We start from the raw sequence: 22,116 nt of genomic DNA on the forward strand, positions 1-22,116 counted from the left end.
CGGGAATTAATATTGTATTTTTGACACACAACATAACAAATTTTAAGTTTTAAAATTATGAAGTTTTTTATTGACACGGCTAACTTAGATCAAATTAAGGAAGCAGAAGCGCTGGGGGTATTAGATGGAGTGACTACCAATCCTTCACTAATGGCTAAAGAGGGAATTACAGGTGCAGCAAACATTTTAAACCACTACAAGTCGATTTGCGAAATTGTAGATGGTGATGTTAGTGCTGAGGTAATTTCAGTAGATTACGAAGGAATGATTAAAGAAGGGGAAGAGCTTGCAGCTTTACACCCACAAATCGTTGTAAAATTACCAATGACAAAAGAAGGAGTAAAAGCTTGTAAATACTTTTCATCAAAAGGTATTAAAACAAACGTTACTTTAGTATTCTCTGCTGGTCAAGCTTTATTAGCTGCTAAAGCAGGAGCTACTTACGTTTCTCCTTTTATTGGACGTTTGGATGATATTTCAACTGATGGGTTAGTGCTTATTGAAGAAATTCGCCAGATTTATGATAACTACGGATATGAAACACAAATTTTAGCTGCTTCAGTTCGTCATACGATGCACATCGTGAATTGTGCAAAAATCGGAGCTGATGTAATGACAGGTCCTTTATCTGCAATCTTAGGATTGTTGAAACATCCTTTAACAGATAACGGATTAGCTCAATTCTTAGCTGATTACGCAAAAGGGAATCAATAACCTTTACAATACAAAACTTATTTACAAACATACAAACTAAAAAAACCAACCTCAAAAGGGTTGGTTTTTTTGTTGATCTATTTTTGAGATTTCGATTTGTTCATTAAAAATAATACTCCAATAAGAATAAAACCAATCCCTGTGATTAAAGGAGGTTGCATACTTGCTTTAATTCCTAGGTAAATCATGTAGATTCCTAATAAGATAACGATAATAGCTAGAATACGATGCATAGAAATGTTTTTTTTGTGAGGGTTGTTCTTTGTGAGGTTTGCTCTTTGTGAGGTTTGTATTTTGTGAGGATTTCTTCGATTAAAGAAGAAATCCTCATCGTCTCATAATTCACACTCAGTATGTCACCCTGAGGAACGAAGGGTCGCATCCCGCGCTCACGCAACTGTGCTTTGTGAGGTTTGCTCTTCGTGAGGTTTGCTTACGCCTAACCTCTCATCATCTCACCGCCTCACCTTCTCATCATAACCCCTACGATATAAACGTCAAAAAGATATTCAAAATAAGTGCATTGATAATATCAATAAAGAAAGCTCCGACTAAAGGAATAATTAAAAATGCCTTATAAGAAGGACCAAAACGATTAGTTACGGCTTGGATATTAGCAACGGCCGTAGCTGTAGCACCTAATCCAAAGCCACAGTGTCCTGCGCTCAGTACAATGGCATCATAATCTTTCCCCATCCAGCGGTAAGTAACATAAGCAGCAAAAAAGAGCATCATTACTACTTGAATTAAGAGAATCAGTAAAATAGGCAAGGCTAAATCTACAATAAGCCATAATTTCAGTGACATCAAGGCACAAGCTAAAAAGATAGATAACCCTGTATTTCCGACAACATCGATATTCCTGCTGTGTACTTTATACTTAAAGATATACGTTAAACTATTTCGAATGAGTAATCCAATAAACAAACACCAAACAAAAGTGGGTAATTTGAAGGAATATTGCGCATTCCAATCCGCTAACCATTGCCCTAAAACCAAACAAATAGCCATCATGGTTACCGTATGCATCATGGTCGTATAGCTAATAGGAGAGAAGTTTTTAGATTTTGTAATATCCTGTGCTTCCTCTTGCTTTTCGATGGTTGCTGGATCAACTTCTTTGTAGTTATTTTTCTTCAATAGGCGGTATGCCAAAGGGCCTCCAATTGAACCACCGAAAATTAAACCGAATGTAGCACAAGCCATTCCGATTTCCTTTGCACCTAAAAGGGGATTTCCACTAACGGCAAAATCATCCGCCCATGCACCTGCGGTACCATGTCCTCCCGTAAGGGTAATTGATCCTGCAATCAAACCGAATCTCAAGTCCAAGTTAAGCACCTTCGCTAAAAGGACACCTAAAGTATTTTGACAAACGATAAATAAAGCAGCAATAACGAGGAAAATAACCAGTGATTTCCCGCCTTGTAATAGTTTAGAAAAATCAGCATTTAATCCAATAGAAGAGAAGAAGACAAGCATCATACTCTGTTGGATGGCCTCATTAAAGGTAAAATCAGTGCCTAAAAAAGAATGAGCACCCCAAGTAAATAAGGCAATAAGAAAACCACCTACTACGGGTTCCGGAATATTATACTTTTGTAGCCAGTTGACTTTTGATACAATAAAATGTCCTAATAAAAGAACAAAACAAGCTAACATTAAGGTTTCGTAAATTCCAAAATCCATATTGAGTATATTTAAGTTTTTTCCTCCTGTTCGTAAGGGAAACAGGGATACTTGATGCACAAATATAAGTAAAGATCAAGTGAGTTCGCACTATGTAAAATATTTTTTACGTGTTTTTTAAGTATTTTATTTACGGGAATGTGAAAATATTTAAGTCTTTCATTTTATTAGGGCAGAGTGTTGAGAATTTAGCAATAAAAAAAATGCAGTAAAACTTTTTTGTAGTCTGTGTGAAATATCTATTTTTGCATATGCAACACAATGTACTTATTTTAGATTTTGGTTCGCAATACACACAGTTAATTGCGAGAAGGGTTCGAGAATTAAATATATTCTGCGAGATCCTGCCTTATAATGGTTTACCCGAGGATTTATCAGCGTATAATGCGGTAATTTTATCAGGAAGTCCTTATTCTGTTCGTTCACAGGAAGCTTTACATCCAGACCTTGCTCAGATTAAAGGTAAAATGCCTTTATTAGCAGTGTGTTATGGTGCGCAGTATTTAGCTCATTTCTTCGGTGGGGAAGTAGCTCCATCAGATACACGTGAATACGGAAGAGCGAATCTTGCTTTTATTGCAGAGGATCCTTTCTTAAAAGATATTCCACAAAACAGTCAAGTGTGGATGAGCCACAGTGACACCATTAAAGTATTACCTACTAATGCAGTTTTATTGGCAAGTACTGCTGATGTTACAAATGCAGCTTATAAAATCGAAGGAGAGCAAACGTATGCGATTCAATTCCACCCAGAAGTATACCACTCAACAGATGGTGCTCAATTATTGAAAAACTTCTTAGTAGATATCGCTGGTGTAAAACAAGATTTTACTCCTGCTTCTTTCGTAGATGAGACTATTGCTGATTTACGTGCTAAAGTAGGAAATGAAAAAGTAGTTTTAGCTCTTTCTGGAGGTGTTGACTCTACCGTTGCTGCTGTTTTATTAAGTAAAGCAATCGGAGATAACCTACACTGTATTTTTGTAAATAACGGATTATTGCGTAAAAATGAGTTTGCTAACGTATTAACGCAATATGAAGGAATGGGACTAAACGTAAAAGGAGTAGATGCTTCTCAACGTTTTATGGATGCTTTAGCAGGACAAGAAGACCCAGAAACAAAACGCAAAACCATTGGACGTGTGTTCATCGAAGTATTTGATGATGAGTCAAAATTGATTCAAGATGCTACGTTCTTAGGACAAGGAACAATCTATCCAGACGTAATTGAATCAATCTCTGTAAAAGGACCTTCAGCTACGATTAAATCACACCACAATGTTGGTGGATTACCAGACTTCATGAAATTGAAAATAGTAGAGCCTTTGCGTATGCTATTCAAAGATGAAGTACGTCGAGTAGGAGCTTCTTTGGGAATTGACCCTGAGTTATTAGGTCGTCACCCGTTCCCAGGTCCAGGTTTAGCGATCCGTATCTTAGGAGATATCACACCAGAGAAAGTAAGTTTATTACAAGAAGTGGATGCGATCTTTATCAATGGATTAAAAGAACACGGATTATACAATTCAGTTTGGCAAGCAGGAGCAATCTTATTACCTGTAAACTCAGTAGGAGTTATGGGAGATGAAAGAACATACGAAAAAGTAGTAGCGCTACGTGCAGTTGCCTCTACAGATGGTATGACTGCAGATTGGGTACACTTACCATACGAGTTCTTAATGGAGATTTCAAATAAAATCATCAATAGAGTAAAAGGGGTAAACAGAGTGGTATATGATATCAGTTCGAAGCCACCTGCAACAATTGAATGGGAATAAAATTAGAAAAATAAATAAGTCGCTGTATATTTGTATAGCGACTTATTCGCTTTTATAAAACGACCAAGATGAAAAAGAGAATTGTTATAGCTATAGCAGCATTTATTTTTACCAGTGGATTAACGTTCGCTCAAGAGCAAAATTATACAACGTATCGCGTGAGTAAAGGCGAGACAATTAGTAAAATAGCAAGAGAGCATAAAATTTCGGTCAGTGAGATTTTAAGGCTAAATCCAGATGCAAAAACGGGAATTAAAGAAGGAGATGTCATCCAAGTTCCTGCAAATAAAACGCAAGCAAAATCTGCTGTAACGAGCAAACCTACAACAACACAAACGGCACAGCCAACCGATAGCAAACGAAAAACACACCTTGTGCAAGCAAAAGAGACGGTTTTTGGAATTAGTCGCCAATACAATGTGAGTGTACAGGATTTGTATCAATGGAACCCTGAATTGGAACGCAACGGATTAAAAGCCAATACGTATCTTTATATTTCTCCTTCTGCTACTTCTCCAACAACAGATCAATCTGCACAAGTGAATGTCGTACTAGCAGCAACAAAAGCTGATACGCCGATTGACAAAGCAAAAATAGGATACAAGGAAATTGAAATTGAACCCAAACAAACGCTGTATAGTTTAGCTGTAGAATATCAAACCAGTGTGCAGAAAATTATGGAGTTAAATCCAGAATTGAGCGAAGGCTTGAAAAGCGGACAGAAAATAAAAGTACCAACAATAGGTAAAGCAGCAGTTTCTACTACAACTACACCAGAGGTAAAACCGACAACTACGGGAACTACATCAAAGGAAACAGAACAATATAGTACAATTACTGTAGCACCTAAGCAAACCCTTTTTGGTCTTGCTAAAGAAAATAATATCTCTATTGAGGAGCTGATTGAACTCAATCCCGAATTGAGAAAAGGATTACAAGTGGGCATGGAAGTAAAAGTGCCTCATACAGGAGAAATAAAAACGACGGGTTCTACTACAGCACCCAAATGGAATATGGAGTCTTCAGGTTCTTTTGTAGACTTGACGCAGTCTCTTGATCGTTATACCGCAAAAGAATTAGTTTTGTTGTTGCCGTTTAATACTTCACGTGTTGGAGATAATGCAAGTGAACGCATGAAAACGGATGGGTTCTTAAATATGACGATGGATTTTTATTTAGGAGCTAAATTAGCCATCGATAAAGCAGTAGGTATGGGATTACCCCTTACAGTTAAAGTTTTTGATTCTAACGAAACAAAAAGCAGCTCAGATGTGACGCGAATCCTAGCTAGTGAAAACTTGGCGAAGACAGAAGTAGTCATTGGACCTTTTTTTCAAAGCAATGTAGACGATGCGGTAAAAGCATTAACCAATAGCGATATTGTCTTGGTGTCTCCTTTGTCTAATGAAAAAGCCAATCCGTCTTCTCAATTGGTGCAAACGATGCCCTATGGAGATGTATTAAAACAATCCTTGTTGGAGTACTTTATTCAAAAAGACAGTAAAATCACGGTTATTGTAGACGAAAAGAAAGCTTCTACGAAGCGTTTCATGCAACGTCACTATCCGAATATTAAATTGATCGAAACAAAAGAGTTAAAAGATATTGATAAAACCTTAGTCGCAGGGAAAAACAATGCGTTTATCCTAGATTCGAACAGCATTGAATCTGCGCTATTATTGACCGATAAATTAAAAAACAAAACAGATAAGTTCGATATTCAAGTTGCTTCTTTTGATAAAAGCGAGGTGTTTGACTATGGAGAAATTAAAATTGAAACCTTAGTTGCTTTACACTATACGTATCCTTCAGTAACCAGAGATAGTGAAACGAGTTTGGATACTGCTTTTGCAAGAGAGTATAAAGCACAGAATAATGTTGTACCGAATCGATTTGCAATTCGCGGATATGACGTAACCTTAGACGTTATTTTGCGTATGTTCCAAAAAGACGGATTTACAGGTGCCTTGGGATTGAAATCGACAGAAATCGAAAATAAATTCGTTTACAGCAAGAATCCAGAAGGAACCGTGCGAAATAGAGGAGTGTATATCCTACAATACAATGATGATTTAACCGTAAAAGTAGTAGAGTAATGCTGTCAAAAATAACATATTTAGGAGATTTAAGAACAGAATCGGTTCACTTGCAATCAGGTGAGCATATTATAACTGATGCACCAGTAGATAACCACGGAAAAGGGCAAGCTTTTTCCCCAACAGATATGGTGACGAATGCAGCAGGCTCTTGTGCGATGACCATCATGGGCATCAAAGCCAATGAACTAGGTGTAGATTTAGTGGGTTCAACCATCGAAGTGTACAAAGAAATGCAGGCAGACCCAAGGAGAATTAAGAAAATTACCTTGCACTTGTCCATGTTGAGTACGGCAAATGAAAAAGAGCGTATCATTTTAGAGCGTGTGGCGATGCATTGCCCCGTTTTGTTGAGTTTACATCCAGAAATTGAGAAAGAAGTAACCTTTAATTGGACGCAAAAATAATGCTAGACAATCAAAAAGAACTGATTGAATTGGCTAAAGCCAAAATGCCCTTCGGCAAATACGAAGGCAAATACTTAATTGATTTGCCTGAATATTATGTCGTATGGTATCACAACAAAGGTTTTCCTAAAGGGAAATTAGGGCAACAATTGGCCTTGGTATACGAATTAAAACTAAATGGTTTAGAACCGTTAATCCGAAATATCCGAAATAATTTTTAACGATAAAACTGACTCCTTTGGGTCAGTTTTTTTGTTGATAGGCCTTCCTGAAATAAGCTGTAATGCCCGTAAATAGGGCGAAGAGTGTTAATTTTTTCTTTAAATAAAAAATTAGGACAAATTAAAAAAGAGGAAGGTATTTTGCTTAATTTTTTTGAATCGTTAGTTTAACCTCCTTTTTTTAGTAATTGAATAGCAAATGCCTTTATTTTTTGTGTAGTAGATAAAATGATTGCTTGCGTTTCCTTCATTTGCCTAAACTGGAAACGCAAAACTTGATAAATAATCGTAAATTTGTAAGATAAAATAGTGCAGTTATGATGAATATTCCTACATCTAATCGTCCGAGAGTAGTAATTATTGGGGGAGGATTCGGTGGATTAGCATTAGCTAAGAAATTGAAAAATAAAAATTTTCAAGTTGTTTTATTAGATAAGCATAATTATCATACGTTCCAACCGTTACTTTATCAAGTCGCAACAGGTGGTCTTGAGTCAGGATCTATTGCGTTTCCTATTCGTAAGGTGGTTCAAAATTATGAGGGAATTTACTTTCGCGTAGCTCAAGTTCAACGCATCGATACGGAGAATAAAAAAGTAGTAGCTGATATTGGAACTATCTTTTTTGATTATTTAGTTATCGCAACAGGATCTAAAACTAACTTCTTTGGCAATACAGCTATTCAGCAGCACAGTATGGCGATGAAGACGATTCCACAATCGTTAAACATCCGAAGCTTAGTATTGGAAAATTTCGAAGAAGCACTATTGACCAATGATGAAAAGGAAAAAAGAGCGTTGATGAACTTTGTGATTGTTGGAGCAGGACCGACTGGAGTAGAACTAGCTGGTGCTTTAGCAGAAATGAAGAAACACGTTTTGCCTAAAGATTATCCCGATTTAGATATCAGACAAATGGAAATCAACGTGATCCAAGGTGGATCTAAAGTATTAGATGCCATGTCTGAAAAATCATCTCGACGCGCACAGGAATTCTTAGAAAAACTAGGCGTAAATGTTTGGGTAAATGAAATTGTAACCAATTTTGATGGTAAAACAGTACAAACTAAATCAGGATTAGAGTTTCAAACCGAAACGGTAATCTGGACAGCGGGAGTAATGGGAGCTGTGATTGATGGATTTGAAGCTTCGGTTATCCAACGTGGAAACCGCTTAAAAGTAAATGAATACAATCAAGTAGAAGGTTTTACTGATATTTTTGCTATTGGAGATGTGGCTGCCATGGTAACGGAAAATTTACCTATGGGACACCCTATGATGGCGCAACCTGCTATTCAACAAGGACAACTATTAGCAACGAATTTAATTCAGTTGAGAGATGGAAAACCATTGAAGAAGTTTGCTTATAATGACAAGGGATCAATGGCAACCATTGGTAGAAATAAAGCGGTAGTTGATTTACCTAAATTTCACTTTAGTGGATTCTTTGCTTGGTTCGTTTGGATGTTTGTCCACTTGATGTCGTTGATTGGATTCAGAAACAAATTCTTGGTGTTCTGGAACTGGGTATACAACTACTTGATGTTTGATCGTCAAGCGCGTTTAATCGTACGACCATACAAGAAAAAGAATGAAGAAAGTTTTACAAAAAATAATGAATAAACTAGAAAGAGCCTGTAAATACAGGCTCTTTTTTATTGTAGTGAATCAGTAGATCGATAAATTTATTATAGGAGCGAATGCCTTCTTTTTGATTATTTATCTTGAGGAAATTGCTATAAATGAACTTGAAAATCGAATCGGTTACCGTTTTGTACGATTGCCAAAAGAGCGTGTTTTCAATTAAATTAGTTTGCACTCCAGGGTGAATCTGCGCGTACAATGCTTGGAAATTAGCCTCTGTTTCTTCAGTTCCTAGCGCTTTTAGACAATAGCGCAAGGCGAATATGTTGGCAGAATATTGATAGCGGATATCCTGTTGTTTTTTGGTGGCGAGAAAACCAATAAAATTAGCCTCACTTTCTTTTGCATAGCCCACTTGATGTGCAATTTCATGAGAAGACGTAACGATAAGCGTAGAAGTTGGTATTTTGGTATTGACTTGTGCTTCTAAGGTAAACGGATTGACATAACCCGAAAAACCCATATACGTTAAAGGCAAACTATAGAGTGAGCCTTTGGCTTTTTGATTTCCATAGGTAAACCATTGTGTAGATTCGCTTAATCGCTGTACGCCAAATTGTGCATCCAGTCTAATTTGATCTTTGTCAGCGGGCAGCACAACTGCTTGTAATGAATCTTGGGTGATTGCCAATTGTAAGGCATTGGTTTGTTGAATCATAGCTTGCGTCAGTTCCAAAAGCTCTTGTTTGGTGTATCCTTGTTGTAAATCTAGCTGAGTGGCTAAGGGAATGCGATAGTTGTTGAATCCCCAAAAGAGATTAAAGGCAACGTAAAAAAGAAAACACCCTTTGATAAGTAAACGGGCATACGCGCGTATTCGTTGCTTTGTTTCTCTGTTCTTTTTCCAAAGCTGGCGAATTTTCCATAGGAGGAAGAGGCCTACTGCAAAGTAAAGGGCATCGCCAATAGAGAAGGGGAATAGATTAGTGCAAGCGGTAATTATACGCAGATAACCCGCATAAAAGCCGTGGGTGTAAAACCGTTCAACCCATTGAGGATTAGCGGTCAATATTGTTTTTAGTAGGAGGAACGCAACAAATCCTACCAGGTAATATCTCAATTTTATTGGGCGCATTTTAACTAAATTTTATTTAGAATAGATAAATATAACCATATATTTGCAGCAAACTTTGATCCAAATGAGTAAAGTTAAGAAAGGTGAGCGAACAATCTTCGTTTGCGATGGAAAAAAATGTTGCCGATACAATGAAGAAGCCAAAGCCTGCTTTGAGGACCTACTGGAAGAAAGTGGTCTTGGAGCAGATTACGCGTTGTGTAAAATGAAATGTCAAGGCATGTGTAAAAAGGCTCCTGTAGTCTACCTTTCTGAACACGATACCTATAAAAAAGAAGTGACAAAGAAAAAAGCGAAAAAAATATTCGAAAAATACGTCACAGCTGCCGTTTTATCTTCTTAAATTTAGTCTTTACTTCAAGACCAAATGACAATACAACTTTTTGAACCGCCTGCTGCTTTACAATGGATTGTAAAGGGATATTGGTATTCCGATGCAACGAGTTGGAAGCACGCCTCTTATCGTATCTATGCGGATGGTTATCCCGGGTTGATTTTTCAACATCGACAAGGACAATCGGGTTTATTTAGGGGAGATACTCCTTTGCCCTTGTGTTTTGTCTATGGGCAAAAGACCAAGGGATTTTGTTTGAATCAATGCGCAAATGGAACGCTATTTTTTGGTATTCAATTTCAACCCTACGCGTTGAAGCACATTTTTGGAATCGATACAGCCCAATTGACGGATCTTTGTATCGATGCTCGGGAATTGTTTAAAGGTATTGAACTGGATCAATTGTTGCACTTGACGAATGGGCAGCAGTTGCTCGATTATTTTACCACTTATTTGAGCCAATTGATCCAGCAAAGTGTTACTCAACCGTCTTATATTATACCTATTGCACATGCTTTTGAGCAATATGTCGGTTGTTCCAGCCTGCAAGTGGCACAAGAATGCCGCGTTTCTCCTCGTACTTTTCAGCGCGATTTTAAAGCACATGTCGGATTGAGTTTTGAAGCTTACAAGCAATTGATTAAATTTCAAATGGCTGTAGGTCAATTGCAGCAATTGAAAGAGGAGAAGCTCGTTGAGGTGGCTTACGACTTGAATTATGCTGATCAGGCGCACTTTGGGCGTGTATTCAAAAGTTATGCGGGTTATACCCCTAAAGCATTTGTGCAAAAAATAGGGCGCTGCGAAGAAGGGGAGCTTCTGCGTACCCAACGCTTGCGAATTGTAGCCAATTAATACTGTCGTTTTTGTTCTATTTTTTGTGAAGGAGATACCCGTAGTTTGTTTTCTTCATTTAAAATTTGAATACCGATGAAAATACACCACCTGAATTGTGTAGCCATTCAATCTCCTATAGGCGATAATGCTATTGGACATTGTGTACTAATTGAAATTGCAGAAGAATTAATTCTGCTTGATGCTGGAATCAGCAGTATTGATTTAGCTCAACCTTCTCTTCATTTTAGCGAGGAACTCATACAGCAAATTGGACTTGACTTTACCGAAATGCGTTCAGCAAAAGAACAAATCCTCGCTTTGGGATTGAATCCCAATCATGTAACAACCATAGTACTGACTCATCTCGATTTTGACCACAGCAGTGGATTACTCGATTTTCCACAAGCTACGGTGCACATAGGCGCAGAGGAATTGAACAGTTTTGTTCAAGGAAATCCACGGTACTTATCTTTTGTCTTGGAACATCAACCAAAAATAGAAGCGTATGCTGCTTCTCCTGCAAATTGGTTGGGGTTTGAGGCAAGGTATCTCTCGATTCATCCTGAGTTAAAAATAGCGCTAATTCCCCTCTTTGGCCATACGATTGGTCATTGTGGTATTGCTTTTGAAGTGGAGCAACAAGTGTATTTCTATATTGGAGATGCCTATTATCTACGCGCAGAATTAACAGATCCCCATCACCCTGTTCATGGGTTAACTACAGCTCGGGCGGTAGATAATGCTCAACGCGTTGAAACATTAGAGCGATTAATGACTTTTGTCAAAGACCATCCAGAAGTTTGTGTGTTTGGGTATCACGATGCAGCGGAGTTCTTGAGTTAGTAAGGTATCATGGTAATTCTATACTTCATTAATGATTCTGTTTTTTTATTGCTATTCGGTGCACTCTGTGAAGGAAGTACTTCGTATATTACCGATGTTTTTATCTCATTGATGATTTTATTTTATATTGGTATTCGATGCACGTTGTGAGGAACACCTGTACAATACATAGAGTACTTACCGTTTGGAGAAATCGAAACGCAGTGAAAATCAAAAGGTAGATTCATCGAATACCAAAGCCAATATAAAATAGGTGAGATATATTCACCGAGACCTTCAATAAATATAAACTAGGAGGTAAACAGTGTATTACTACTATGGAGCGCGATATTATGATCCAGGAGCGAGTATATTTCTGAGTGTGGATCCGTTAGCGGAGCAGTTCCCAGGATGGAATCCGTACCATTATGTACATAATAATCCGATTAATTTGATTGATCCTACAGGGATGAGTGCGGAGTGGATATCTGGAACATATGATAAAAGAATTGATTTTAAAATTGACAGTGAAACACAAAAGCCTATTTGGATATCTAATACTTCAGAAGAGTTTAAAGAAATAGCAAACATTATGTTAGAAACGACAATAGGTTCAGAAGCTTTAAGAGAAGCTTTGGATAGTAAAATGAAAATAGTGTTTTTTTTAGTATTGTTTTTTTTAAATACTGTATTATCAGTAGCTCAAACTAAGGATGATTTAATCATAAAGAATGTAATATATCATTTTATTTGTGAGGAGGATCAATTTAAAAGTCACTTGGATTGTAACGATATAGATGACCTCATTATTAATAATGTACTTGTAGTAATAGAAGAAATTAAACTGGCCGAAATAGAAAATATAAAGGTTTTCTTTTTTAGAAGAGGAGTATCACCTTCTAGAGCCTATTTATTAATAAAACAGAAGGAAAGGATATTAATCATAGGTCAAAATAAAAAAGATATGTTCGAAGAAATGAAAGAACTATATAGTTTTATTGATGGTTCCGAGGAGGAGAAGATAAGGTTTTTTAGTACTATTTCTAAAGAGATGTTTTTTATTTACGAGAATAATTTAGGCGTTAAAAATTATAATAGAATAAAGGTAAACGGCGAATATATTGATTGAAAAAAGAGTAGGCTGGACTTCTAGATGTCTGATTATAATAAGTGTATAAAAGAATTAGAAAAGATTTCTTTTAAAGATTTTGAAAATTAGCCACTTTGGAAACAAGAAGAGTTAGAATTAGGTACTTTAAATCTTCGAAGCAGTTGTAAAAATCAATAAAGTAGAAATTAAGTATGAAAAAGTGGATAATTAAAATAAGCGTTTTATTTGGTTTTACTTTTATAATTACATCTTGTGTAAAAAAGGAAATGAAAGATTATTTCATTAATCATAAGGATGAATATTGGATTGCCTATGAATTCGAGAGCTATGGCCCTTTAGCCAATCGTTTTCAATTTTATGATAACAACAAATATGACAGAATTAGAATAAATGATGAAGGAGAAAAAGTTCCACAATATCATGAAGGAGATTTAGTATTTGATAGTAGAGATTGGAGTGTATCTACTGATAGTATTTTGACCTGGGAAGGACATAAATTCGATATAGTAGTATGTACTGATGAATTTATTCTATTACTATTTGGTAAAGAACAAAGACGGATTTTTTTAGTAAAAGATAAATTAGTTGAGGATGTAAAAAGTGCCCAATACTATTTTGAAAAAAGGCAGAAGTATCCTGAAAAATATAGACCAATTTGGGAAGAATAGAATTTAATACGCCATTCCAACCTTTTAAGTAGGATTGTTGAAGAGCATTTTAATTGCTGTTTGGTAGTAGGAATGGTTCTGCCTTTGATGTTTCATATGCCACTATAGATTATAATACGGGTTTTCGTATTGTATTAGAACAATCAAGTAGTAAGACCAAATGGAAAGCAGTAAAAAGTTTAAAAACGTAATAGCTCATGAGATTATTAATGATAATACTGGCTTTTGTTTTTTGGATGTAATGGAGAAATTGAAATGCTGAATTTTTTAAATAGTATATTTTCCCTTTAATTGATAAATCTCACAATTTTACAAATAACAACTTCACTTAATAGAGATTCATCGAACACCAAAACTAATATAAAAAAGTCTAATTTTAATAGAAATAAATCTAGTTCGAGTTATCACGAAAGATCAAATCAAGCAAATTGATAGATATGAAAAATAAAATATTAATTGGAGGAATTCTACCGCTATTTTTTATGATTCTTGGATGTCAGAATAAAAAAATAACAGAATTTGATGGTTATGCATTATTGAATTATTATCGTTTTGAAGATAGGAAGCAAATAGAAGTAATTCCTTTATATAATTATGCTGTAACAACTTCTTTAGAATCATATCTTCTGAAAAAGGACACTCTAAGTCGATTGATAACTTATGTTTCCTCAAATAATCTTAGTTATGATAAAATAGTAGATACAAAATATGAGAAGGAAGATAATTCTGATATTTTGTATAGTTTAGTTAAAATTAAATATAGTTTGCTTAATATAGCATTAGAATGGAGTAAGGAAGAAATGGATACAGTACAAATTGGTGGAGTAAAAAAAATATCTAAAAATTATATTTTTACAGATTGGAATAATAAGAATATTTTGGTTTTAGATTCAATTGAATATTTACCATTACTTTCTGAAAAAAGTACCATTAAATAATATAGAGGGGGCCTATGATAGATACGCTTATGATGGAATCAGATAAATCCATAGATTATGGTAGAAGTAATTTAGATAGATCATTTTATCCTGGATATGATAAGTAGAGTTTTAGTATATATATTATTGTTGTTATGTGTTTATACAGTTATTTACACAATAATGAAAAAAGATTTTTGGGATAAAAATAGAACGCTTTATAGTAATTTATTTACTCTTAAATCTTTTATTATGGGAGTGATTTTTGGTTTAATTTTAATTTTATTGATCGCAAAAGACAATGGTTTAATATGAAGTATTAGCCCCCTTATTGCATGGATTTACAGTCCGTACGCATAAATTATAAAAGAAGAAGATAGTAGTAGATGATATTGTTAACTAAATTTAGTATGAAAGAAATTTATATAAAGAAGTACTGGGACGAAGAAAGTGCATTGTTTTATTTGCATTTTCAAGAGGATAAAGCAGTAAGACAAGTGGAAATAACTCCTACATCTAAAGTATTGCTTACTTTGGATAATCCAATGATAGGAGATGCTATGTTGTACGATCAATCACTTGAAGAATTGGAGCTAAAAGAGACTGATTTTATTACGGAAGCGGAGTTTAATGAAATTTGGGAGGAAAAATAGAGTAAAGAACAATTCTTTTTTACCCAGCAGATTTCTCTGATTCGTATGTCCTGAGGTAACGAAGGGTCGCATTTGTCACATCACAAAAAAGCACCTAGCAAAAAAACAAAAAAGCATTTCTCTGTGGATTTCTCCGATTTGTATGTCTTGAGGTAACGAAGGGTTACATTTGTCACATCACAAAAAAGCACCCAACAAAAAGACAAAAAAGCATTTCTCTGTGGATTTCTCCGATTCGTATGTCTTGAGCTCACGAAGGGTCGCATTTGTCACATCACAAAAAAGCACCTAGCAAAAAAACAAAAAAGCATTTCTCTAGAGTAGATCACAGTATAAGGATGTAAAAAATAGGATAATGAAAAAAATAATAGTTTTTGGTATTTTATTCCTCTGTGTATTGGGGTGTAAAAATAAGAATACAGAAGAAGAAACTGCACAGTTGCAAGAAGATTACGGTACGATATATTTTGTTCGATATATGGTTAATACAGAAATGGCAGTTAGTTGTAATAACTTTATGGACAGCTTAGGGTCTTTAAGTTCTTATTTTAAAATAGAGGATGAAAATTTCATAGATGAATTATTGTACGGCACTGAAGTAGATGAAATGGTAGGTGTAAATTATGGGATGGATGTTCGGTATCGAATTGAATTGGAAGATAAAATAATCTGTATTGATGATTTTGGTTATTATTCTATTAATAATAAATATAGTGGCAAACTAAGTAATTTTCAACTACTTTTAGACTATGTTGAAAAACATAGAGAACATAGTATAAAACTGGAAGAAGATTTTCCTTTTGTAGATTAAAAATAACAGGGTAGTTCACTCGGTCAAATTATAGTATCGTAAAAAAAGAAAATTATGCCTAAAATAACATGTAATTGTGGTGAACACATAAATCTAAGTGGTATACCTTCAATTCATCAATATCTATTTATATCAGATACTGACTTCGATCAATATCATGGTACAATTGATGCAGAAGACGTCTATGCAAAAATGAAAATTTGTGTACAATGTCCATCGTGCTTGCGCTTACATATTTATTTTGATGGTTTTGAAAAAGAACCCCTGATTTATACAGTAGAAAAGAATCCCTTACAATCACATTGAGTTGTTACCTGATACACAGGAGATCGTCCCTTCTAATAGAAGCAAAATCTCATTTTGCATAAAAGATAAAATAATGAGTGAAAAAGTTGTATTTAAATTGAATAAAAAAAATTAAACAAAATACTTTTTTTTTAATTTTTGTGAAGGATGAACGTAAGTACTTTAGAAATAGAAATTTATTAAAAAATATAAATGCATTTGGATATAGAAGTATGTATGGAACCTCGATTGTTATTGAAACAAAGAATTTACTTTGTTCTTTAGAAGAAGTAAAATCAAATTTAAATAAGTATGTTAGATTTAAATAGTTAGGTTTAATTTTTAGTATGGTATATACAAAGCGATTAGTAAGTAGCAAGGGTTTCGTTTGGGGTATCCTGTCTTTTTATTGAGCAGATTTCTCCGGTTCGTATGTCACCCTGAGGTAACGAAGGGTCGCATTTGTTACATCACAAAAAAGCACCTAGCAAAAAAACAAAATCACATATAGGAGCAACAGATGCGATGCTTCCTTCGTCAGCATGACATGCTGGGTGTATGGACTGGGTCTAGGATCAGGTGTAGGTATGGATACTCAAAAGAATAATTCTTTTTTTACCCGGCAGATTTCTCCGGTTCGTATGTCCTGAGGTAACGAAGGATCGCATTTGTCACATCACAAAAAAGCACCTAGCAAAAAAGCAAAAAAGCATTTCTCAGTGGATTTCTCCGATTCGTATGTCACCCTGAGGTAACGAAGGGTCGCATTTGTCACATCACAAAAAAGCACCTAGCAAAAAAACAAAATAACATATAGGAGCAACAGATGCGATGCTTCCTTCGTCAGCATGACATACTGGGTGTATGGACTGGGTCTAGGATCAGGTGCGAGAGTGGATACTCAAAAGAACAATTCTTTTTTACCCGGCAGATTTCTCCGGTTCGTATGTCACCCTGAGGTAACGAAGAGTCGCATTTGTCACCTCACAAAAAAGCACCTAGCAAAAAAACAAAAAAGCATTTCTCAGTGGATTTCTCCGGTTTGTAATCACCCTGAGGTAACGAAGGGTCGCATTTGTCACATCACAAAAAAGCACCCAACAAAAAGACAAAAAAGCATTTCTCAGTGGATTTCTCCGGTTCGTATGTCCTGAGGTAACGAAGGATCGCATTTGTCACATCACAAAAAAGCACCTAGCAAAAAAACAAAAAAGCATTTCTCCAAAAAGCATTTCCCCAAAAAGCACTCAACAAAAAAACAAAAAAAGCCTGCATAACAAGTATTATTTTTCTAAATCAAGAATTAAATTGTAGTTTTATCGAAATTAAATGTACACCCATTGAAAAAGAGTATTATCATTGTTGCAGTAGTTGTCATTGTTGCAATTCTTCAGTTTACTTATTTTATGAAGAATCAGCCTAGCACGGCAGAACAAAAAGAAGAAATTTATTTTGTTGTAGATCAAGTTGAGGTCGCACCTGATTCAACCTATTCTTTTTACGATGCAGAAGGAAATAAATTTACGAGCTATACGTTCCCTTCACCTACAACAATAACAAAAGGAGATATTATCGCTAAAGAAGCAAATTCAAGTGAAATTATTGTTTATCGATTTGACCAAAATGGCAAAAAAGAGATTTTTTTAAGAGTTAATAGATAGGAAAGAGGAGAAGGTAAATTCTTCGTTAATCGATAGGAAAAGGGATAGAGGAAAGAAGAAATTCTCTTTAATCGATAAATGGCACAAAAAAGCAAAAATACAAAAAAGCCTTCCCACAAATCACAAACCTCACCCCCTCATCGCCTTACAACCTCACAAAGCACGAACCTCACGAAAAGCAAACCTCACAAATCACAACCCTCACCTTTTCGTTTTAATCAATTGATTAACGCGATACATCAGCACAATACTCAAACAAGACACGCCTACAACAACATAACCCACGATATCATAATTCATTAACGGGCTATTTTTATGATCTTGGTACACGATTAAACCTGCAATAGCAGCGGCGATTCCACCTGCAATTTGCTGAATAGACGCGTTGATACTCATAAAAGCACCGCGATCTTTTCCTTCTGGAACAGCACTAGTTAATGCAGAAGAAGGCACCATGCGACTCATAATACCAAACATCATGAAGATATTGATCACCATAACCAACCAAAGTGGAATTTGTGCCATATTCGTATAAACTACACACACCAGCATCAACCAAATAGAAGCGATGCTGAATAATAAGTATTTGTTCATTCTATCGCTCAACTTTCCAATGAAAGGCATGAAAATAAGGGAAGTAACCCCAGAAACCATAAACAGCAAAGGCAGTTGATCCGGGTGAACCCCTAAGTTATTGACTGCGAATATCGTTCCGAAAGGCATCATCATGAAACCGCCCACCGATAAAAATGTAGTTGCGACAAAACCGATGCGGTATTCTTTATTCTTTAGGGTATTCCATAAGTGAGTTAATGGCTTATGATCCTGTTGCAAGGCTAGGTGTGCATTAACTGGACGGAGGTAGAACCCAATAAGGAGAGCGATGAGAATGGAGAGCACGACAATTAAAAAGAATGGCGCTTCCCAAACCCATTTATTTGCAATATATAGTCCTATAGGAATTCCCAATACCTGACTAGCTCCAAATCCCATTTGGATGAATCCCATAACACGTCCACGTTGTTGTAAGCTAAAAATATCTGTAATAATAGCCATAGAGATAGAGCCAATCACTCCACCAAAGAGTCCCGTAAAGATTCGAGCAGCAACCAATGTTTCATAAGAATAGGCTAAACCGCAGAATAAAGTTCCTACAATAAAACCGATATAGAAAAACAGCAATAATTTTTTGCGGTCAAATTTATCCGCAAATCCCGCTGTTAATAAACCAGAGGCACCCGCACTAAAGGCATAAGCGGATACTGCAATACCAAAATCTTGCGTATCCATAGCCAAACTTTTGAGTAGTAAATCCCCTAAAGGAGCCATGACCATAAAGTCTAGAATAACGGTAAACTGTGTAATAGCGAGTATAAAGATGACAAATTTCTCATACCTTGAAAAAGGCACTGTTGAAGTTGCTTCCATAATTGACAAATAAATAGGTTGAGCTTTTCTTGCGATGGACTGTTTTATCCCTGTTGCAAAAGCATGCAAAGATAACAGATTATTCCCTCTTTCACTGAGTTGTTCATCATGTAGTCAGCTATTTAGAATAAGATAAAATAGACGGGAGAGACAAGAGGGGCTTTGGGCCTTTTCTTTGTTGGTTAGGCTGTAAAAAAAATCGTCTGTAGTTCGAATAATAACAAGGAAAAAAATAAGAAGAAAAAAAGAACTACTATTTGCTACTTTAAGGATATATGAATAATTTAAATTTTGCCTAATAAACGTCAAAAAGTAGGGCAAATAGTAGTTCAAAACAAAAAAAAATGAGGAAGTGCTAACTTCTAGTTTGGTGATTGTGAAGGGAGAATTTAGTTCTTAACCAACGAAAAACTTGTAATTATACGATTACAATAAAATAAACTAAACTAAATCTTTCACCAATAACCATTAGCAAGCTTGCTTACCTTTTTATAGTAATTCAAAAAACATGCCGAGTTGCGCAAATAAAGCTTGATAGCACCGGGTAAATTTGAATATTGTATGAAATACCCGTGTTTTTTTTGATTTTAATTGAAAGTTGTATGTTTTGGGGTAGGTCAAGAATATTGTTGCCCTTTTGTCTAATTATAGCCTAGCATTTTGTAATTTGTACCCCATAAGATTGAAAGCATGGCCGAAACGTCTATACCAGAACCGAAAATCTATGAAGCACTTCGCATATATGACGAAGATACCATTTTTGAAACCGCAGCTTCAGGAAGGCCTTATCGCCCAAAACGTTCTTCTATTTTGTTTGTACTGAAAGGGCGTATCCGAATGAAGGAGCAAATTAATGAAATTGAAATTGTCGGCTATTCGTTTCTCCTCATCAATACCAAATATGTATATGAAATTCTAACCATAGATCCGCATACGGAATTGCGACTGTTGGGCTATGATCGGGCTTTTGTTGAAAATAGTACGTTCCAACTCAATAAAGTCAAAGTGTACAAAGACCTAAAGAATCAGTTGAAACGCACCTTTACCATCTCAGCTCCTGAATTTGCTGTCTTTTGGGAGAATCTTACCTTGATAGATTATTATACTCAACACTTTCAGACGACAACCTATGCAGAGCAAATTATTCAGAGTTATTTCAATATTCTGCTGTATCATTTGGTAGGAATCGTTGCTCCGTTGCATGAAGAACAATTAGCACATTTAAGTAGACAACAAAAATTGGCGTATGATTTTGTCAGTTTAGTTTCAGATCACTATTTACAGGCAAAAAACGTACAGTTTTATGCTGATGCATTGTCGATTTCGATTCGATATTTGAGTGCAGTTGTCAAAGACGTGGCTCAACGTACCCCCAATCAAATCATAAGCGAATTTATCGTGAATGAGGCCAAAGCCCAATTGACAGATTCGTCTATTTCCCTCAAAGAAATTGCAGCCAAACTCCATTTTAGCGATCAATATGCTTTTACCCACTTCTTTAAAAAACATCAAAATATGAGCCCTACGCAATATAGAGCGTTGTTGAATAAGAGTAAATAGTACTTTTGAACATCTTATCGGTCATTTTAATCATTGTTGTCCCTGAGTAAGCATCTTACCTTTGTAAGCATCAAACAAAGGAAAAATGAAAAGAAAATTGCGCACAATCCTTGGTGGTTTAGGTGCTTTATTGTTTTCAACTATAGGAAGTTACGCACAAGAAAAAACAAAGCAACTATCCGTAGAAGAACTCATTGAATTAGCGTTAGCCAATCATCAACAACTCAAAATAAGTGCCCAACAAAAAGAAATTGCAACCCAACAAACTCAAATTCTAAAACAACAACAATTACCGACAATTGGGGTGTCTGCAACAGCCGCTTATATCGGGGATGCCTTAATTCTCGATCGTGATTTTTCAAAGGTCATGACGAAAGATATGCCTCATTTTGGCAATTCGTATGCTATTCAAGCATCTGAATTACTGTACAAAGGCGGGGCAATTAAAAAGTCAATTGAACTTGCTGAAATCGGCGAACAGTTGGCGGAATTAGATTGGGTCAACGATCAACAAAGCATTAAGTTCTTAGTTATTTCCAACTATTTGGATCTCTACAAGTTGTTGAATCAACAAGAAGTGTATCAAAATAATAAGAAGTTAGGGCAGCTTCGCTTGGATAATGTCAAACAATTTTATAGTCAAGGAATGTTAACGCGAAACGAAGTGATTCGCGGAGAATTGGCGCTGCAAAATATTGATCAAGCGTTATTGATTGTAAATAACAATAGAAAGATTGTCAATTACAATTTGAATATTGCTTTGGGACTAGATGCGAATAATCAATTAATTCCTTCAGAAACTCTAGAAGAGAAAGAATTGATGGGAATGTATGACAGTTATTTAGCGTTGGCTTATGAGCATCATCCAACCTTGCAAATGACGCAAAAAGCAATAGAAGCAGCAGATAAAAAAATTGAATTGGCTAAGACAGATCAATATCCCGCTTTAGCTGCTATTGGTGGCTATACGATGAGTCGACCTATTACGACTTCCAATCCTGTGATGGATATGTATTCTAATACATGGCAAGTAGGAGTATCCTTGAGCTATAGCCTAGATAATCTGTACAAAACACCTAAAAAAGTCAAGTTAGAAGAACTCGAAAAAACAAAGGCTACGGATACGAAAGTGCTGGCGATGCAACAAATCGAAATGAGTGTACATGCAGCCTATGCCAAATATGAAGAATCCATTCAACAGGCGCATCTCTTAGAAAAAAGTCAGCAATTGGCTCAGGAGAATTACCGCATCATTGAGGCAAAATACTTAAATCAATTGGCCATTCAAGCAGAAATGACGGATGCTACCAATGCAAAGCTAGAAGCTGAATTGCAATTTGCCAATGCTCAAATCAACGTACTTTATCAATATTATAGTTTATTAAAAGCAACGGGAACGTTGTAAA

General features: G+C 35.7%; 21 protein-coding genes and 1 pseudogene. 18 read left to right on the forward strand and 4 right to left on the reverse strand.

Annotated elements, in window-relative coordinates; all coding sequences use genetic code 11:
* Positions 1 to 57: 57 nt before the first annotated feature.
* Complete coding sequence (gene fsa, locus M2306_RS04325; RefSeq protein ID WP_002985182.1) at positions 58 to 714, forward strand: fructose-6-phosphate aldolase; 657 nt, start codon at positions 58 to 60, stop codon at positions 712 to 714.
* A 77-nt stretch (positions 715 to 791) separates the two neighbouring features.
* Here fsa and M2306_RS04330 read toward each other — a convergent pair whose 3' ends face one another.
* Together M2306_RS04330 and gltS are read right to left on the reverse strand one after the other, a co-directional pair.
* A complete protein-coding gene (locus tag M2306_RS04330) occupies positions 792 to 947 on the reverse strand; it encodes a hypothetical protein (protein ID WP_002985179.1) in 156 nt (51 codons plus the stop codon).
* A 250-nt stretch (positions 948 to 1,197) separates the two neighbouring features.
* Positions 1,198 to 2,403 carry a sodium/glutamate symporter gene (gene gltS / locus M2306_RS04335; protein WP_115090510.1) on the reverse strand — a complete coding sequence of 402 codons (1,206 nt, stop codon included), beginning with the start codon at positions 2,401 to 2,403 and terminating at the stop codon, positions 1,198 to 1,200.
* 251 nt (positions 2,404 to 2,654) lie between these two features.
* Here gltS and guaA point away from each other — a divergent pair, with 251 nt between their 5' ends.
* The 5 genes from guaA (at position 2,655) to M2306_RS04360 (ending at position 8,527) form a co-directional block, all read left to right on the forward strand.
* Positions 2,655 to 4,181 (forward strand): glutamine-hydrolyzing GMP synthase, encoded by a 1,527-nt coding sequence (gene guaA / locus M2306_RS04340; protein WP_259188161.1) that lies wholly within the window; start codon positions 2,655 to 2,657, stop codon positions 4,179 to 4,181.
* A gap of 68 nt (positions 4,182 to 4,249) precedes the next feature.
* Positions 4,250 to 6,277 (forward strand): LysM peptidoglycan-binding domain-containing protein, encoded by a 2,028-nt coding sequence (locus M2306_RS04345; protein WP_259188163.1) that lies wholly within the window; start codon positions 4,250 to 4,252, stop codon positions 6,275 to 6,277.
* The gene (locus M2306_RS04350; RefSeq protein WP_002985170.1) at positions 6,277 to 6,684 is read left to right on the forward strand and encodes an OsmC family protein; all 408 of its coding nucleotides are present in this window, start codon (positions 6,277 to 6,279) and stop codon (positions 6,682 to 6,684) included. Before M2306_RS04345 ends, M2306_RS04350 begins: the two co-directional genes overlap by 1 nt.
* Complete coding sequence (locus tag M2306_RS04355; protein ID WP_002985168.1) at positions 6,684 to 6,905, forward strand: DUF3820 family protein; 222 nt, start codon at positions 6,684 to 6,686, stop codon at positions 6,903 to 6,905. The genes M2306_RS04350 and M2306_RS04355 overlap by 1 nt, the downstream gene beginning before the upstream one ends.
* Before the next feature lie 317 nt (positions 6,906 to 7,222).
* Entirely contained in the window at positions 7,223 to 8,527 is a 1,305-nt protein-coding gene (locus M2306_RS04360; protein ID WP_115090507.1) for an NAD(P)/FAD-dependent oxidoreductase, read from the forward strand.
* Between the two features lies 1 nt (position 8,528).
* Here the strand turns inward: M2306_RS04360 and M2306_RS04365 are convergent, their stop codons facing one another.
* The gene (locus M2306_RS04365; protein WP_259188165.1) at positions 8,529 to 9,623 is read right to left on the reverse strand and encodes a DUF3810 domain-containing protein; all 1,095 of its coding nucleotides are present in this window, start codon (positions 9,621 to 9,623) and stop codon (positions 8,529 to 8,531) included.
* 64 nt (positions 9,624 to 9,687) lie between these two features.
* Here M2306_RS04365 and M2306_RS04370 point away from each other — a divergent pair, with 64 nt between their 5' ends.
* The 10 genes and pseudogenes from M2306_RS04370 (at position 9,688) to M2306_RS04415 (ending at position 17,722) form a co-directional block, all read left to right on the forward strand.
* Positions 9,688 to 9,966, forward strand: coding sequence for a (2Fe-2S) ferredoxin domain-containing protein (locus tag M2306_RS04370; RefSeq protein ID WP_002985161.1), 279 nt, complete (start codon positions 9,688 to 9,690; stop codon positions 9,964 to 9,966).
* Positions 9,967 to 9,990: 24 nt separating this feature from the next.
* Positions 9,991 to 10,812 carry a helix-turn-helix domain-containing protein gene (locus M2306_RS04375; RefSeq protein ID WP_259188167.1) on the forward strand — a complete coding sequence of 274 codons (822 nt, stop codon included), beginning with the start codon at positions 9,991 to 9,993 and terminating at the stop codon, positions 10,810 to 10,812.
* 75 nt (positions 10,813 to 10,887) lie between these two features.
* The gene (locus M2306_RS04380) at positions 10,888 to 11,637 is read left to right on the forward strand and encodes an MBL fold metallo-hydrolase (RefSeq protein ID WP_259188168.1); all 750 of its coding nucleotides are present in this window, start codon (positions 10,888 to 10,890) and stop codon (positions 11,635 to 11,637) included.
* A 304-nt stretch (positions 11,638 to 11,941) separates the two neighbouring features.
* Positions 11,942 to 12,097: pseudogene (locus M2306_RS04385) on the forward strand (RHS repeat domain-containing protein); the annotation flags it as partial.
* Between the two features lie 821 nt (positions 12,098 to 12,918).
* Positions 12,919 to 13,395, forward strand: coding sequence for a hypothetical protein (locus tag M2306_RS04390; RefSeq protein WP_259188172.1), 477 nt, complete (start codon positions 12,919 to 12,921; stop codon positions 13,393 to 13,395).
* Positions 13,396 to 13,832: 437 nt separating this feature from the next.
* The gene (locus tag M2306_RS04395) at positions 13,833 to 14,333 is read left to right on the forward strand and encodes a hypothetical protein (protein ID WP_259188173.1); all 501 of its coding nucleotides are present in this window, start codon (positions 13,833 to 13,835) and stop codon (positions 14,331 to 14,333) included.
* Between the two features lie 389 nt (positions 14,334 to 14,722).
* Positions 14,723 to 14,965, forward strand: coding sequence for a hypothetical protein (locus M2306_RS04400; protein ID WP_259188174.1), 243 nt, complete (start codon positions 14,723 to 14,725; stop codon positions 14,963 to 14,965).
* Between the two features lie 355 nt (positions 14,966 to 15,320).
* Complete coding sequence (locus tag M2306_RS04405) at positions 15,321 to 15,776, forward strand: hypothetical protein (protein ID WP_259188175.1); 456 nt, start codon at positions 15,321 to 15,323, stop codon at positions 15,774 to 15,776.
* A gap of 54 nt (positions 15,777 to 15,830) precedes the next feature.
* Positions 15,831 to 16,082 (forward strand): DUF8617 domain-containing protein, encoded by a 252-nt coding sequence (locus M2306_RS04410; RefSeq protein ID WP_498882772.1) that lies wholly within the window; start codon positions 15,831 to 15,833, stop codon positions 16,080 to 16,082.
* A gap of 1,319 nt (positions 16,083 to 17,401) precedes the next feature.
* Positions 17,402 to 17,722, forward strand: a complete 321-nt coding sequence (locus M2306_RS04415; protein ID WP_259188176.1) for a hypothetical protein — start codon at positions 17,402 to 17,404, stop codon at positions 17,720 to 17,722.
* A 201-nt stretch (positions 17,723 to 17,923) separates the two neighbouring features.
* Here M2306_RS04415 and M2306_RS04420 read toward each other — a convergent pair whose 3' ends face one another.
* A complete protein-coding gene (locus tag M2306_RS04420) occupies positions 17,924 to 19,150 on the reverse strand; it encodes an MFS transporter (protein WP_115090493.1) in 1,227 nt (408 codons plus the stop codon).
* A 690-nt stretch (positions 19,151 to 19,840) separates the two neighbouring features.
* Here M2306_RS04420 and M2306_RS04425 point away from each other — a divergent pair.
* A complete protein-coding gene (locus M2306_RS04425; RefSeq protein ID WP_259188177.1) occupies positions 19,841 to 20,710 on the forward strand; it encodes a helix-turn-helix domain-containing protein in 870 nt (289 codons plus the stop codon).
* 85 nt (positions 20,711 to 20,795) lie between these two features.
* A complete protein-coding gene (locus M2306_RS04430) occupies positions 20,796 to 22,115 on the forward strand; it encodes a TolC family protein (RefSeq protein ID WP_259188178.1) in 1,320 nt (439 codons plus the stop codon).
* Position 22,116 lies beyond the last annotated feature (1 nt).

The sequence above is a fragment of the Myroides gitamensis genome (assembly GCF_029894455.1).
GTDB classification, from domain to species: domain Bacteria; phylum Bacteroidota; class Bacteroidia; order Flavobacteriales; family Flavobacteriaceae; genus Flavobacterium; species Flavobacterium odoratum.